Source organism: Gordonia aichiensis (assembly GCF_039946255.1).
Taxonomy (GTDB): domain Bacteria; phylum Actinomycetota; class Actinomycetes; order Mycobacteriales; family Mycobacteriaceae; genus Gordonia; species Gordonia aichiensis_A.
In genome coordinates this window covers 41,681-55,454 of sequence record NZ_JBCDWL010000024.1, presented here as the reverse complement: position 1 = coordinate 55,454, position 13,774 = coordinate 41,681, and the positions used below count along the sequence as shown (strand labels likewise).

Sequence of the window (13,774 nt, the reverse complement as noted above, 5' to 3'; positions counted from 1 at the left end):
TTCGGCGGGCTGGGGATTCGGTGGGCGGGATTCGACGGGCCGGGGGATTCGGCCCGGTGCACGGTCAGCGCAGGGCGCGGTGGGTCAGCGCAGCGCCCGGCGGCGATCGAGCGTCGAGGCGATCCCGGTCGCGGCGGCCCGCACCGCGTCGACGTGGGATTCGGGGCGGTACCGCGTCAGGGGACCGGTCACGCTGATCGCTGCGACCACCGAGTTGTCCCCGACGTCGAGGATCGGGGCGGCGACGCAGCCGATGCCGGGTGCGGACTCCTCGTACTCGAACGCGATCCCGGTCTCCCGGATGGCGTCGAGCTGGCGGGCCAGCAGGCCGGGGGCGACGATCGTGCGCGGCGTCAGGCGCGCAAGGGGCCGGCTCAACACCTCGCGCTGCAGGCGCCGGTCGCTGTGAGCGAGCAGCGCCTTGCCGATCCCGGTGCAGTGCAGCGGCATCCGGCCGCCCGTGCGGGAGGGGGCGGTGGCCTGGCGGTGCCCGCCGATCTTCGCGACGTACACGATCTCGTGACCGTCGACGACCCCGAGATGCACGGTCTCGTGGGTGCGGGCGTAGAGATCCTGCAGGAAGGGCATCGCGATCTCCAGCAGGCTGCGCTCCACCGAGGCGAGCATCCCGAGCTCGAACAGGCCCCCGGACAGCCGGTAGCCCACCTCGGTGCGATCCAGCAGGCGCACGCCCACCAGTTCGCCCGCCAGCCGGTGGACGGTGGCCTTGTGCAGTCCGGTCCGGCGCACCAGCTCGGCCAGGGTGAGCTCGTTGTCGTCGACGGTGAAGGCACGCAGGATCGTGACGACCTTGCCGACCACGGTGTCGCGGTCGACGACCGCGCCGGACTCGTCGTGGCGCGCGCGGGGACGGGCTGAACTGGGCACACGGCCAGTCTAAGCGGCACCGTCTCGCTCAGCGAGACGGTGGGCTTCTCACTTCGCACGGCAGCGGTGAGCATGGTCACCATGACCGAAACCACTGAGCGCGACGTCGCCGAGGACCAGGCGGCCCAGCGGCTTCTCACCGCACTGCAGACCCGCCAGGCGTGCACGCCGGTCCGGGACCTCATCGGCCCCACCGACCTGCCCGCCGCCTACCGCATCCAGGAACGGCTCACCGCCGGTCGAGTGGCCGGCGGCGCCCGCATCGTCGGCCGCAAGATCGGCCTCACCTCGGCCGCCGTGCAGGAACAGATGGGCGTCGACCAGCCCGACTTCGGGGTCCTGTTCGACGACATGGCCTTCAGCGGCGACGAGGTGGTCCCGATGGACCGCCTGCTGCAGCCGAAGGCCGAGGCCGAGGTCGGGTTCGTGCTCAAGAAGGATCTCGCCGACGGCCCGCTCGACGTCGAGCAGATCCGCGACGCGATCGACTACGGCGTCGCCGCCCTCGAGGTCTGCGACAGCCGCATCGCCGGCTGGGACATCGCCTTCGCCGACACGGTCGCCGACAACGCGTCCGCCGGCGTCTACGTGCTCGGCACCGACCGCAAGACCCTCGACGAGTTCTCGCCGGTCGAGGTCGGCATGCGGATGCTCATCAACGGCGAGGAGGTCTCGACCGGCGACGGTGCGGCCTGCCTCGGCGACCCGCTCAACGCGGTCGTCTGGCTGGCCAAGGCGGCCCGCGAGTTCGGCGAGCCGCTCCGCGCGGGACAGGTGATCCTGTCCGGCGCCCTCGGTCCCATGCGGCCGATCGAATCCGGTGACGAGGTGACCGTGGAGATCACCGGTCTCGGCACGGTCGTCGCGAAGTTCAGTGAAGGAAACGCACATGAGTAATAAGACGAAGGTCGCCATCATCGGTTCCGGCAACATCGGCACCGACCTGATGATCAAGGTGTTGCGCACCGCCAAGCACCTCGAGATGGGTGCGATGGTCGGCATCGACCCCGAGTCCGACGGCCTGGCCCGCGCCGAGCGTCTCGGCGTCCCGACCACCGCCGAGGGTGTCGAAGGGCTGGTGAAGATGCCGAACTTCGACGAGATCGAGATCATCTTCGACGCCACCTCGGCCAAGGCCCACGAGTACAACGCGTCGATCCTGCAGCCCCTCGGCAAGCGGCTGATCGACCTCACCCCGGCCGCCATCGGCCCGTACGTCGTCCCGGCGGTCAACATCGACGACCACCTCGACGCCGAGAACGTCAACATGGTCACCTGCGGCGGACAGGCGACCATCCCGATCGTCGCCGCCGTCTCGCGTGTCGCGCCGGTCGCCTACGCCGAGATCGTCGCCTCCATCGCCTCCAAGTCGGCAGGCCCCGGCACCCGCGCCAACATCGACGAGTTCACCGAGACCACCTCGGCGGCGATCGAGCAGGTCGGCGGCGCCCGCAACGGCAAGGCCATCATCATCCTGAACCCGGCCGAGCCGCCGCTGATCATGCGCGACACCGTGTACGCGCTGGTCGACGCCCCCGACCTGGACACCCAGGAACAGATCCGCAACTCGGTCGAGAAGATGGTCGCCGACGTCTCCGCCTACGTGCCCGGCTACCGCCTCAAGCAGAAGGTGCAGATCAACGAGATCGCCGAAGGCTCCCCGGTCAACACCCTGATGAAGCAGGACCCGGAGTCGGCCCCGACCCACCAGGTGTCGGTGTTCCTCGAAGTGGAGGGCGCCGCCCACTACCTGCCGGCCTACGCCGGAAACCTCGACATCATGACCTCCGCCGGGCTGCAGTACGCCGAGCGGATCGCCGCAGTGAAGGCCGACCAAGGAGCGAACGCATGACCGGCACCCCCATCTTCGTCCAGGACGTCACCCTGCGTGACGGCATGCACGCCCTCCGCCACCAGATCAGCACCGACGACGTCAAGCGGATCGTCTCCGCCCTCGACGACGCCGGCGTCGACGCCATCGAGGTCGCACACGGCGACGGTCTGGCCGGCGGCTCGGTCAACTACGGCCCGGGCTCCAACACCGACTGGGAGTGGATCGAAGCCGCCGCGAGCGTTCTGAAGAACGCCCGCCTCACCACGCTGCTGCTGCCCGGCGTCGGCACCGTCGAAGAGCTCAAGCACGCCTGGGACCTGGGCGTCCGCTCGGTCCGCATCGCCACGCACTGCACCGAGGCCGATGTCTCGGCGCAGCACATCGCGGCGGCCCGCGAGATCGGCATGGACGTCTCGGGCTTCCTGATGCTCTCGCACATGTCGACCCCGGAGAAGCTGGCCCAGCAGGCCAAGCTGATGGAGAGCTACGGCGCGCACTGCGTCTACATCACCGACTCGGGCGGCCGCCTGACCATGAACGACGTCGTCGCCCGCGTCAAGGCCTACCGCGAGGTGCTGGATCCGCAGACCCAGATCGGCATCCACGCCCACGAGAACCTGTCGCTGTCGGTGGCGAACTCGGTGGTCGCCGTCGAGAACGGCGTGTACCGCGTCGACGCCTCGCTCGCCGGCCACGGCGCCGGTGCGGGCAACTGCCCGATCGAGCCCTTCGTGGCCGTGGCGAACCTGTCGGGCTTCGAGCACCGCTGCGACCTGAACAAGCTCGAGGACGCCGCCGACGACATCGTCCGCCCGCTGCAGGACCGGCCGGTCCGCGTCGACCGCGAGACCCTGACCCTCGGTTACGCCGGCGTCTACTCGTCGTTCCTGCGTCACGCCGAGACCGCGGCCAAGCGCTACGACCTCGACGTCCGCGACATCCTCACCGTCTGCGGCGAGCGTCGCCTCGTCGGCGGCCAGGAGGACATGATCGTCGACATCGCGCTCACCCTCGTCGCCGAACGGGACGGCGAGGTCGCGTAGCGACGTATCCGCGTAACACAACGGAGCCCGCGTAGTTCAGAACTACGCGGGCTCCGTTGTGTTACGCGGATGGTCGTGTGGAGGAATCGTCAGGCGGGGCGCACGTGCACGCGCACGGCGCGGCCCGGGTCGGCGCTGCCGTGCAACCGCTCGCCGGTGCGGCGCTCGGCGAGCGGGAAGCCGCCCGCCGCGAGCGTGCCCGCGAGGGCGTCGGCCGCGTCGAGGTCGGCGACCCGGACGTCGATGTCGATGACGCCGTCGGCACTCTGACCGGGCACGGAGGTCGGGCCGACGTGGCTGATCGCCGACGCGTTCGCCCCGGCCAGCGCCCACAGGCGGCCGACGAGCCGACGGCCCAGCACCTCCCACTGCGGGTCGTAGTCGCGGACCTGCGTCGGCAGGCTCACGCAGGTCCCGGCGGCCACGTTGTCCCGCAGCGGAATCAGGCGTTCGTTCCACACCCGCAGCGCCTGCGCGGCGAGTTCGTCCGGCGTTCCGGAATTGTCGAGCCAGATGTCGGCGACCTCGCGACGCTGCTCGTCGGTGGCCTGCGCGGCGATCCGGGCGCGGGCGTCGTCGGCGTCCATGCCGCGCAGCCGGACCAGTCGGTCGAGCCGCACGTCGGCGTCGGTGTGCACCACCGCGACCAGGTGATAGAAGGGTGCCATGTGGCCCTCCACCAGCAGCGGAACGTCGTGCAGGATGATCGCGTCGGCCGGGGCGGCGTCGGTGAGCTCCTGCGTGCGCGCGCCGATCAACGGGTGCGTGATGGAGTTGAGCAGCTTGCGGTGCTCGTCGTCGACGAAGGCGCGGGCCGCCAGCGCGGGTCGGTCGAGCGCGCCGTCGGCGCCGACGATCTCCGGCCCGAACGCCTCGGCGAGCTGCGCCAGCCCCGGCGTGCCCGGCTCGACGACCTCGCGGGCGATCTGGTCGGCGTCCACGTGATAGGCGCCGTGCTCGATGAAAGTCCGGGCCACGGTCGACTTGCCCGCCCCGATGCCTCCGGTCAACCCCAGTCTGATCACCGGTCCAGTCTGTCAGACACCGGCCGTGCCGCCGTCGCCCGACCGGGCGCGTCGCAAGGTCCCGATTCGGGGGCGCCCCGCCCGACCACGCCCGCGACCGTTGCCGACAGTGCTTGGATGGAGACATGCGTGAGACGAATTACTTTCCGGCCGTGGCGTGGGTGCTGATCATTCTGATGCTGGCCGCCGGGGTGGTCGTGCTCTGGCCGGGCGCCTCCTGACCGGCCGAGCAGACCGAGGTGCCGAGGGCGGCACGGCCTTCACCCCCGTGATCGGCACGCCACACGGGTGAGGTCGAGGACGGCCGCTGCGGCCGAGCCCGGTGTCGCCGGCTACGCGTCGTAGAACGACTGCGGGTCCAACGCCGTGAGCGGCGTCCAGCGCTCGATGACGTCGCCGTCGTCTGCCGGACCGTCGAGAGCATCGTGGAAGCCGCGCAGAGTCAGCGCCGTGCGCGGATCCTCGTCGACGCGGCGCACCGTCTCGTACAGCAGCGCCAGCACGTGAACGCAGCGAGGGGTGCGTGCCCGGCAGGAGCAGTCGACGACGGCGAGTTCGGGCGACGAGTCGGCGACACGGGAGTGGACGTCGTCGGTCAAGGCGGCCGGACCGGGGGCGGATCCGACGACGTCGGCGACGGCCCGCGCCGACTGCCTGCTCATCGGCGCGAATTCCAGGTAGGCCACCGACGCCTCGCCGCCGCGCACCACGGTGCCGCGGATCAGGCGGCCGTCGACCTGCACGTCGGTCATCGCGTTGCGGGCCAGCGAGCGGGCGCGGGGGAGCAGCGGTTCGGGGCGGGTGACGTCGGTGGGTTCGGCGATGCGCAGGAAGTCGCGCCCCCAGCGGGTGTACCCGAACTCGGCGGTCGGATCGGTCATGCGGTCTCCATTCCCGAGGCGGACTCGGATCGGCTGCGGCGCAGAACCGCGAGCAATCGTTCGTCGGACAGTTCGGTCAGCACCGCGAGGGCGCCGGCGTCGGCGTCGAGGTCGAGCGCCGACTTGCGTGCGTGCATGGCCGCGATGTGCTCTTCGAGCGTCCCGGCGGAGGTCAGGGTGGTCACCGTCACGACGCGGTCCTGCCCGATCCGGTGCACGCGGTCGGTGGCCTGCGACTCCACCGCCGGATTCCACCAGCGGTCGAAATGGATCACGTCGGCCGCGCGGGTCAAGGTGAGCCCGGTGCCCGCCGCCTTCAGGCTCGCGATCAGCACGCCGCTGCCGCGGCCGCCCTGATAGTCGTCGACGATGCGGTCGCGTTCGGCGCGCGAGAGCCCGCCGTGCAGGAAGGGCACCGGTTCGCCGATCGTCGCGGCGAAGTGCGCGGCCAGGAGGTCACCGGTCTGTCGGTACTGGGTGAAGACGACGGTGGGACTGCCCGCGGCGAGATTGGTCTCGACCATGTCGGTGCAGACGTCGAGCTTTCCGGACCGGCCCGACAACGTGCCCGCGCCGCGTCGGGCGCCGGCCAGAGCCGGGTGATTGCAGATCTGCTTGAGGCGAGTGAGTGCGGTGAGGATCGCCCCGCGACGGGCCATGCCGGTGCCGAATCCCTCGGCGTCGGCCGCGTCGAGCACCGCGTCATAGAGGCGGGCCTGTTCCTCGGTGAGGTCGCACTCCACGTCGACGGCGATCTTGGGGCCGAGGCCTGCGGCGACGTCGGCCTTGGTCCGCCGCAGCACGTGCCCGGAGATCGCATCGCGCATGCGTGATCTCGCCTCCGCCGAACCGCTCTGCACCGGAGCGGCGTAGCGCCTGCGGAACAGTGCCCGATTGCCGAACGCGGCGGGTGCGACGAGGTTGAGCAGCGCCCACAACTCGTCGAGATTGTTCTCCACCGGGGTGCCGGTGAGGGCGATCCGGGCGTCGGCGGCCAATGCCCGGGCCGCCCGCGAGACCTGTGTCCGACTGTTCTTCAACGCCTGTGCCTCGTCGAAGACGACGGTGGCCCAAGACTTCTCGGTCAGCGCGGCCGTGTGGCCCCGCAACGTCGGGTAGCCGGTGACGACGACGGAGGTGCCATCGGGAAGCTCGGGGAGCGTGCCGCCGCGGTAGTCGACGGCGGGCAGGTTCGGCGCCCATCGGCCGATCTCTCGCAGCCAGTTCGTCACCAGACCGGTCGGGCAGACGACCAGTGCCGGCCCGCGGTCGGCGTGGACGAGGTGGGCGATGGTCTGCAGGGTCTTGCCCAGGCCCATCTCGTCGGCCAGGACGCCGCCGCCCTCGGCGCAGACCTCATCGAGCCAAGTCACCCCGCGCAGCTGGTAGTCGCGCAGCTCGGCGTGCAGCTCGGCCGCCGCGCGGGCCGTGCGGGCGAAGACGTCGAGGGAGTGAGCGCTCGAGACCACCGCGTCGCCCGCCTCGTTCAGCACCGCGTGCGCTGCGGCCGGCAGCGCGACGGCGGCGGTCGGATCGTCGATCAGCGATCGCCACGCTCGCAGCGACGGGGAGTCGCCGGCCGGGAGTTCGGCGGGCGCGACGATCCGGCAGACCACGTCGGCGGCACGCAGTGACTTGCGGCGTCCGTAGCCGGTCGGCAGCGGAATGCGGAGCGTGGGCGACCCGGCGGGTGCAGGGGCGTCGGGTGCAGGGGCGTCGGGCGCGGGGTGGTCGGCTCGCCACAGCGCGAAGGCGTGGCGGTCGGTCAGATAGGTGGCCTGCAAGGCGGTCGGTGAAGTGGTCAGCGGGTCCTTCGAAGGATGAGTCAACTGATACCGTACGATGTACGGAACTAACACCGTACACGTTACGGAGAGGAGTGTCGAGAATGGTGCAGACGCCCGATGACGTTCGGCGGATTGCCCAGCTGCTCTGGCATGGCGGCGGGGACGACGGTGCGTCGCGGCGCGGTCCGCGTCAGCGCACCAGCGTCGCGGCGGTGGTGCAGGCCGCGATCGCGCTGGCCGACGAGCATGGACTGGCCCAGCTCAGCATGCGAACCCTCGCCGCCCAGGTCGGGCTCAAGCCGATGGGCTTGTACACCTATGTGCCCAACCGGGAGGCGCTGATCGCCTTGATGGTCGACGCCGCGGCCGCCGAGGACGACGACCTCCTCGCCGCCGACGGCTCCGGCCCGGAGCTCGCCGAGGCGCTGCGTTCGATCGCCGATCAGTACCGCGACGAGCTGCTCCGGCATCCGTGGCTGCTCGACGTGCCCGCCTGGCGGCCGATTCCCGGGCCGGGATCGTCACGGCGCTACGAGCAGCAGTTGGCGGTGCTGTCGACGGCCGCCGAGCGGTCGGGGCCGGCCTTCGACGACATCGGCCTCGACGCCGTCATCGCATCGCTGAGAGCCTTCGCCACCGGCAACGCGCGCTCTCGCATCGACCAGGTCGCCACTCGTGCGGACTCGGGGATGACCGACGCGCAGTGGTGGGAGATCGCCGGGCCGCTGCTGGCCGAGGCCATGTCGGCCGACGTGTATCCGGTGTCGATGAGGGTCGGTGCGACGGTCGGCGAGGCCTTCGCTGGACCCGGTAACGCCGACCACGCTTACGAGTACGGGTTGGCCCGGCTGATCGACGGGATCGTCGCCGACCGGCGCTGAGTGCTGGGCGGACTCCTCAGGGCCGCGCACGCCGTCTCACGTGCGGTCCAGCCACCTCATCGGCTCGCCGATCTGCGCGTCGAGCCACTCCTGAACGCCGCCGACGCGGGCCGCGCCCGTCATCGTCGCGGTCGCGATCTGCACGGCGTCCTCGGCGTCGGCGGTGCTGAGCAGACCGGCGGCGTGCGCGGCGAACACCTCGTCGATGTCGATCAGCTCCAGCGGCTCGCCGCGCCGGTCGACGAGGTCGAGATACCAGTCCACCGCGTGCCACCGGCCGTCGCCGTCCGGACCCGAGAACTCACCGATGTCCAAGTACAGCCGCTGCCCCTCGCGGTACCCCTCCACGAAGTGGAAGATGTTGGCGCGCAACCCCAGTGAGGGCAGCAGCCAGCTCTCCAAGTGGGTGAAATGGGCGTGGTCGGCGGTACGTGACATGTACAGGCCGTAGTCGGTGACGCGGTACTCGGCGACTGGCCGGACGAACCCCTTGTTGTCGGTGTTCGTCATCGCCGGGACGTCGAACACCTCCCGCTTGGGCGGGTGCAGATCTGCGGACATGGGGCCAGCTTGTCATGACGGCTCCGTCCGCGGGTGGAGCGACGACGAAGAAGTCGCACTCCAGCGGCTCGGTTCCTTCGCTCACCGATAGATCGGCGATGCTGCACCGCGCACCAGGTCGCGTCGATGAAGCAGTCACCGGTCACCTCGAAGGTGCGGCGAGCAGGACCGAGGCCGCGTCGCGAAGGCGCCTCGGGCGGTGGCGACCACGCGGGCCACATCGTCGCTGTTGCGCAGATCGCCGGTCAACAGGGACACGAGAGAGGCTCCCAGGTGAGGGGTGGGAAGGGACAGGTCAGCGGGCCGGAGCGAGGACCAGCGGTCCCAGGAACTCGCACGCGTTCAGGGCCAGCGCGAGGTCGAGCCGACTGCGTTCGGTGCGCAGCATCGACAACGCCTTGTCAATCCGGTACTTGACGGTGTTGCGATGCATGTTCAACCGCTCGGCGGTCCGCACATGACTGTCGGCGGTGTCGAGGAAGACAGCCAGGGTCTCCCTCAACGGAGCGACCGCGGCGTTGTCCTCGGCGAGACCGCCCAGGATCTCCCGAACCCACGAGCGGGTCGCGGCCACGTCCTGGGCCAGCATGGACGCGATGGCGATGCCGCGGTCGCCGTAGTCGACGACGGGCCCGGTGGGACTGTCCGGGACGGTCGCGACCCGGAACGCGGCCCGCGCCTGCTCGTGCGTGCGGCAGAAGCCGTGGGCGCCCCAACCCGCTGATCCGAGGGCGGCGCGGGCACCGTCGGGCAGCCCTGCCGACCGCAGCGCAGTCGCTGGGTCGGCGTGAGATCCGTGGCCTGCGAACGGGATCCAGACCCACAGGGTGGAGCCGTCCATCGGCGCCAGCAGCGGGGTGCCGTCCGATCCCAGGATCGCCGCGAGCCGACGGGCCTCGCGGTCCAGGTCGGCCAGCTCGGCCCCGGTCTGCTCGTCGAGCCAGATGATCAGCGCCCGATGGTCGCGGTCCAGTCGATAGCCCGTCTCGCGTTCGAAGGTCGCGCGCGCCGTGTCGGGGGCGGCCAGCAGATTGTGCACCGTCGACGACAGGACGGTGCCCTGCGTTCCGATCCACCGGCGGCGTTCGTCCTCGTACGCCGCGAACACCTTCGCGGTGATCCAGTCGATGTACGAGTACAGCACCTCGGAGATGTAGGCGGTCAACTCCACGGTCTCCGCCGCGGTCAGCGCCATCCGGGCGACGATCTCGTAACAGCGCTGCAGGGCCACGTTCTGACCCATGTGATAAGCGCGGACCAGCGCGTTCGACGGGATGTCGCGTTGGGCCAGACGCAGCGCGTACTCGACCGCCGCAGTCGGCGGCTGCAGATGGGCGATCGGTATGTCGTTGGCCAACACGTGCACGATGTTCGCGACATTGCCCTCGACGCTTGCTCCGAGCATCTCGACGAGAGCAGGGTCGCCGTTCAACGAAGAGATGCCGCGTGCCAGCGTCGTCGAGACCTCCGCCGAGAGTTGGAGTTGATCGGCGCCCAGTTCTCGACCGACGGTCGACGCCCGCGAACGAATCAGGTCGGTCATCGGCGCGCGCTCCGTCGGCGGCCGTTCCGGCGACGACGTTGCAACGCCGACTCGGCGGCGTGCATGCCGCACAGGCCGTGTACTCCGGGCCCGGGCGGGGCCGACTGCGAGCACAGGAAGACGCCGTCGACGCCGGTGAAGTACGGGTCGATCGCCGTGCGCGGGCGCAGCAGCATCTGCAGCCCGTCGTTGGCGCCGCCGAGGATGTCGCCTGCGGCGTAGTTGAGGTTGTACTGCGCCATCTGTGGGACCGTCGTCGTCTTGACCCCGACGATCGTGTCGCGGAAGCCGGGGGCGAACCGCTCGATCTGCGCGATCACCGACTCGGTGGCGTCGCCGGTGTACCCGGCCGGGACGTGCGCGTACGACCAGACCGGGTTGATTCCGCCCGCACTGCGGGACGGGTCGGCCACATACTGCTGCCCGACGAGGACGAAGGGCCGCTCCGGCATCGTTCCGCGGTCCCGCAGGTGCTCGGCCCGACGGATCTCCTCGAAGGAACCGCCCACGTGAACGGTCCCCGCGCGGGCACAGTCGGGATCGCGCCAGGGGATGTCCCCGTGGATCGCGAAGTCGACCTTGAACGCCGCCGAGCCGACCCGATAGCGGGCGTACCCGCGGCGGATCCGGGCCGGCATCAGGTCCCCGTACAGCGCGAGCACCTGGGCAGGCGACAGATCCAGGATCACGATGTCGGCGTCGGGGATCTGGCGGCGCGATGTGATCGCGACGCCGGTGTCGATCTTGCCGCCGTGATCGAGCAGGGCCGCGGCGGCGGCCTGCGTGATGGCGCCGGAGCCGCCTTCGGCGACCGGCCAGCCGTAGCGATGACCGCTCGCGGTGATCATCAGACCCAGGGAGGCGGTGAGCGGACGGCCGAAGCTCGTGTACACGTGGGCGGCGATCCCGCCGTACAGCGCCCGGCCGGTGGGGGTGCGGAAGGCCTTGGCCGCCAGGGCGACCGGCAGCAGGGCCCGCGGACCGAAGGCGGCGAGTTCGAGCGGATGGGAGGGCACGTTCGCGATGGGACGCAGCAGGTCCTGACCGAGGGCGTCGAAGTTGCGCGTGAGATCACCGAACATCGCCCGCCACCGACGGCCGTCGGCGCCCAGACCGGCGACGGTCTCTTCGATCGATCGGTACAGCAGGCCGGTCGGGCCGTCGTCGAGCGGGTGGGCGCAGTCGATCTCCGGCCACCGCCACCGCAGACCGTACCGGGCCAGATCCACCTCGGCCCAGAACGGGGAGCCGACGCCCATCGGGTGAAACGCCGAGCACATGTCGTGGATGACTCCGGGTGCCAGCAGCTCGGCGGAGCGGGCGCCACCGCCGACGGTGTCAGCGGCCTCGAGGACCTGCACGTCGACGCCGTTACGGGCCAGATGCAGGCCGGCGGCGAGCCCGTTGGGTCCGCCACCGACCACGACGGCGGTCGTCATCCGAGGCTCCCGAGACGCGATTCGGAATCGGTGGAGGAGATCACGGAACCAGCCTGGTCGACGGTGGTGTAGGCGTCAATGCCCGTGGCCGAACCGCCGAAGTCTCGGCGCCAGGTGACGGTCACCGGAATCGGACCGTTCGGCAGCCAGGGCTGCTCCTCGACCGCGTCCTCGACCCGCCAGCTGCCGCGCTCGACGACGCCCAGCGCTGCATCCATGATCAGGTAGTCCTGCGTGCCGCGGTGGATGGGCTGCGACTCGACCCAGACGACGGTGAACTCGCCGGGGGCGAACTGGCAGCGTCGCTGCAGCGCCTCGATCATCTTCACATCGTGCAGATGACCGTCACCGAAGTTGAAGGCGACCAGGGAGTTGCACGCGAACTCGGCTTCACGGAGGGTGTACGAGTTCAACCGGTCCTCGCCCAGATGGCGCAGCTGCACCGAGAACAGGCCGCGGCCCTGGCTGTGCATCGATCGCCAGGCCATCATCTGGTGCATCACCACGTCGGCGACGTCCTCGGGGAAGGCGGCCATCAGCTGGGTCTTGGTGTTCTGAGAGGCCCGCACCACGTGCTGGTTCAGCTTCTCCTCGGCGCCCGGCGCGAACGCCCACGACGCCGACGCCCAGTTGCCCGCGTACTGCCTCATCGACGGCAGGAACGACACCAGGTCGGGTCGCAGATTGCCCAGGACGGGGAAGAACGCCAGCGCGGCCACGATCAGCGCCGGCAGCCATGGCGATGAGAAGTCGGTGACGGCGAAGCCCTGCTCGGCGGGAAAGCCCCAGAACAGGAAGACCGTGGTGTAGCCGAACAGGATGTTCCACTCCAGCGGCACCGCGAGCGGGAACGTGGAGAAGATGAACAGATGGAAGGCCACCATCAAGATCACGGCCAGCAGGGTCACGGTGCGGTTGGTGGAGAACAGCAGGATCAGCGGGGTGACGATCTCGACGAGCGTGCCCAGGACGTGGCCGATCAGTCCGGCCATCCGAGACGGGCGCATGTCGTCGGGGAACGAACGGTAGTGCATCCGCTTGATCGCCTTCACTCCCAGCCAGGGCGTGTTGGAGAGCATCGGCGGAATGACGTTGGTGAAATGACGACCCATCTTCGACACTCCGGCGCCGACCCAGACGATCACGATCAGCAGCTTCAGCGCGACGATCATGTCGACGAAGGGCAGGAAGGCGAAGAACACGACCGCAGGCAGGTACTGCTCGGAGCGGGCCGCGATGAACGGGACCTTGTCGCGCAGGCCGAGGACCACCATCAACGCGAGATAGGAGTACAGCACCGTCGGATTCACCAGGCCGTGGTTGCCGGCGACCAGTTGGTCGAGAGCAGCGGTGTGCACGGTCGGAAACACCAGCGCGACGACCAGATTGACGAGGATCGCCGTGTACACCGCGACGTCGAACAGGGTCCGAGAATCACCCTTGGTGAAGGGGACCCGACCCGGCCACGGAGGCAGCCGGATGGTCTCCGGACGCAGCCAGAACAGTGCGCCGCCGGTCATCGGCTTGAAGTGCCCCGCCAACGGCCCCCAGGACCCGCCGATGCCGAGGGTCTCCAGCAGGAGCGTCCAGAGCACCAGCTTCTGGTACATCACCGGCTGGTTCCACCACTCCGACACGTGCAGCGGGTTGAGGCCGGAGGTCAGTGCCGCGACGCTCACGCCGGCGCCGATGTACAGGACCAGCACCTTGACCAGGTAGATGACGTGCACCATCTTCTGGGTGCCGAAGCCGTACTCGGCCCAGTGGGCGCCGAGGACGCGCAGTCGTTCCAGGAAGGGCTTGTCCATGAAGGTCGTAGGGTCGACCGGCGGGAAGTCCGGTTGGGTGAGTCCCATGATGAATCTCCAATCGTGCAGGGGAGGCCCGGCTTC

Annotated in this window: 12 protein-coding genes; 4 read left to right on the top strand and 8 right to left on the bottom strand. The window is 70.0% G+C overall.

The features are described from left to right. Nucleotides 1–84: 84 nt before the first annotated feature. Nucleotides 85–888, bottom strand: coding sequence for an IclR family transcriptional regulator (locus tag AAFO60_RS19535; protein ID WP_347957915.1), 804 nt, complete (start codon nt 886–888; stop codon nt 85–87). An 81-nt stretch (nt 889–969) separates the two neighbouring features. On the opposite strand from AAFO60_RS19535, the gene AAFO60_RS19530 reads away from it, so the two are divergent. Genes AAFO60_RS19530 through dmpG form a run of 3 tightly spaced genes read left to right on the top strand, consistent with a single transcriptional unit; the run spans nt 970 to nt 3,765 of the window. Beyond that, complete coding sequence (locus tag AAFO60_RS19530; RefSeq protein ID WP_347957914.1) at nt 970–1,785, top strand: 2-keto-4-pentenoate hydratase; 816 nt, start codon at nt 970–972, stop codon at nt 1,783–1,785. Beyond that, nucleotides 1,778–2,740, top strand: coding sequence for an acetaldehyde dehydrogenase (acetylating) (locus AAFO60_RS19525; protein ID WP_347957913.1), 963 nt, complete (start codon nt 1,778–1,780; stop codon nt 2,738–2,740). Before AAFO60_RS19530 ends, AAFO60_RS19525 begins: the two co-directional genes overlap by 8 nt. Then, complete coding sequence (gene dmpG, locus AAFO60_RS19520) at nt 2,737–3,765, top strand: 4-hydroxy-2-oxovalerate aldolase (protein ID WP_347957912.1); 1,029 nt, start codon at nt 2,737–2,739, stop codon at nt 3,763–3,765. Before AAFO60_RS19525 ends, dmpG begins: the two co-directional genes overlap by 4 nt. A gap of 89 nt (nt 3,766–3,854) precedes the next feature. On the opposite strand, the gene coaE is transcribed toward dmpG, so the two are convergent. The 3 genes from coaE to AAFO60_RS19505 form a co-directional block, all read right to left on the bottom strand. Next, complete coding sequence (gene coaE / locus AAFO60_RS19515) at nt 3,855–4,790, bottom strand: dephospho-CoA kinase (RefSeq protein ID WP_347957911.1); 936 nt, start codon at nt 4,788–4,790, stop codon at nt 3,855–3,857. Nucleotides 4,791–5,122: 332 nt separating this feature from the next. After that, complete coding sequence (locus AAFO60_RS19510) at nt 5,123–5,671, bottom strand: hypothetical protein (protein WP_347957910.1); 549 nt, start codon at nt 5,669–5,671, stop codon at nt 5,123–5,125. Beyond that, on the bottom strand, nt 5,668–7,416 hold the full coding sequence (locus AAFO60_RS19505; protein ID WP_424327115.1) for a DEAD/DEAH box helicase: 1,749 nt from the start codon (nt 7,414–7,416) through the stop codon (nt 5,668–5,670). The genes AAFO60_RS19510 and AAFO60_RS19505 overlap by 4 nt, the downstream gene beginning before the upstream one ends. Nucleotides 7,417–7,559: 143 nt before the next feature. Between AAFO60_RS19505 and AAFO60_RS19500 the strand changes: the two genes are divergently transcribed. Further along, the gene (locus AAFO60_RS19500) at nt 7,560–8,339 is read left to right on the top strand and encodes a TetR/AcrR family transcriptional regulator (protein ID WP_347957908.1); all 780 of its coding nucleotides are present in this window, start codon (nt 7,560–7,562) and stop codon (nt 8,337–8,339) included. A gap of 36 nt (nt 8,340–8,375) precedes the next feature. On the opposite strand, the gene AAFO60_RS19495 is transcribed toward AAFO60_RS19500, so the two are convergent. From AAFO60_RS19495 to AAFO60_RS19480, 4 genes are all read right to left on the bottom strand, one after another. Further along, entirely contained in the window at nt 8,376–8,900 is a 525-nt protein-coding gene (locus AAFO60_RS19495; RefSeq protein ID WP_347957907.1) for a DUF402 domain-containing protein, read from the bottom strand. 295 nt (nt 8,901–9,195) lie between these two features. Further along, nucleotides 9,196–10,443 carry a PucR family transcriptional regulator gene (locus tag AAFO60_RS19490; RefSeq protein ID WP_347957906.1) on the bottom strand — a complete coding sequence of 416 codons (1,248 nt, stop codon included), beginning with the start codon at nt 10,441–10,443 and terminating at the stop codon, nt 9,196–9,198. Beyond that, the gene (locus AAFO60_RS19485; RefSeq protein ID WP_347957905.1) at nt 10,440–11,882 is read right to left on the bottom strand and encodes a phytoene desaturase family protein; all 1,443 of its coding nucleotides are present in this window, start codon (nt 11,880–11,882) and stop codon (nt 10,440–10,442) included. The genes AAFO60_RS19490 and AAFO60_RS19485 overlap by 4 nt, the downstream gene beginning before the upstream one ends. Next, entirely contained in the window at nt 11,879–13,738 is a 1,860-nt protein-coding gene (locus AAFO60_RS19480) for a DUF3556 domain-containing protein (RefSeq protein ID WP_347957904.1), read from the bottom strand. Before AAFO60_RS19480 ends, AAFO60_RS19485 begins: the two co-directional genes overlap by 4 nt. Nucleotides 13,739–13,774: the final 36 nt, after the last annotated feature.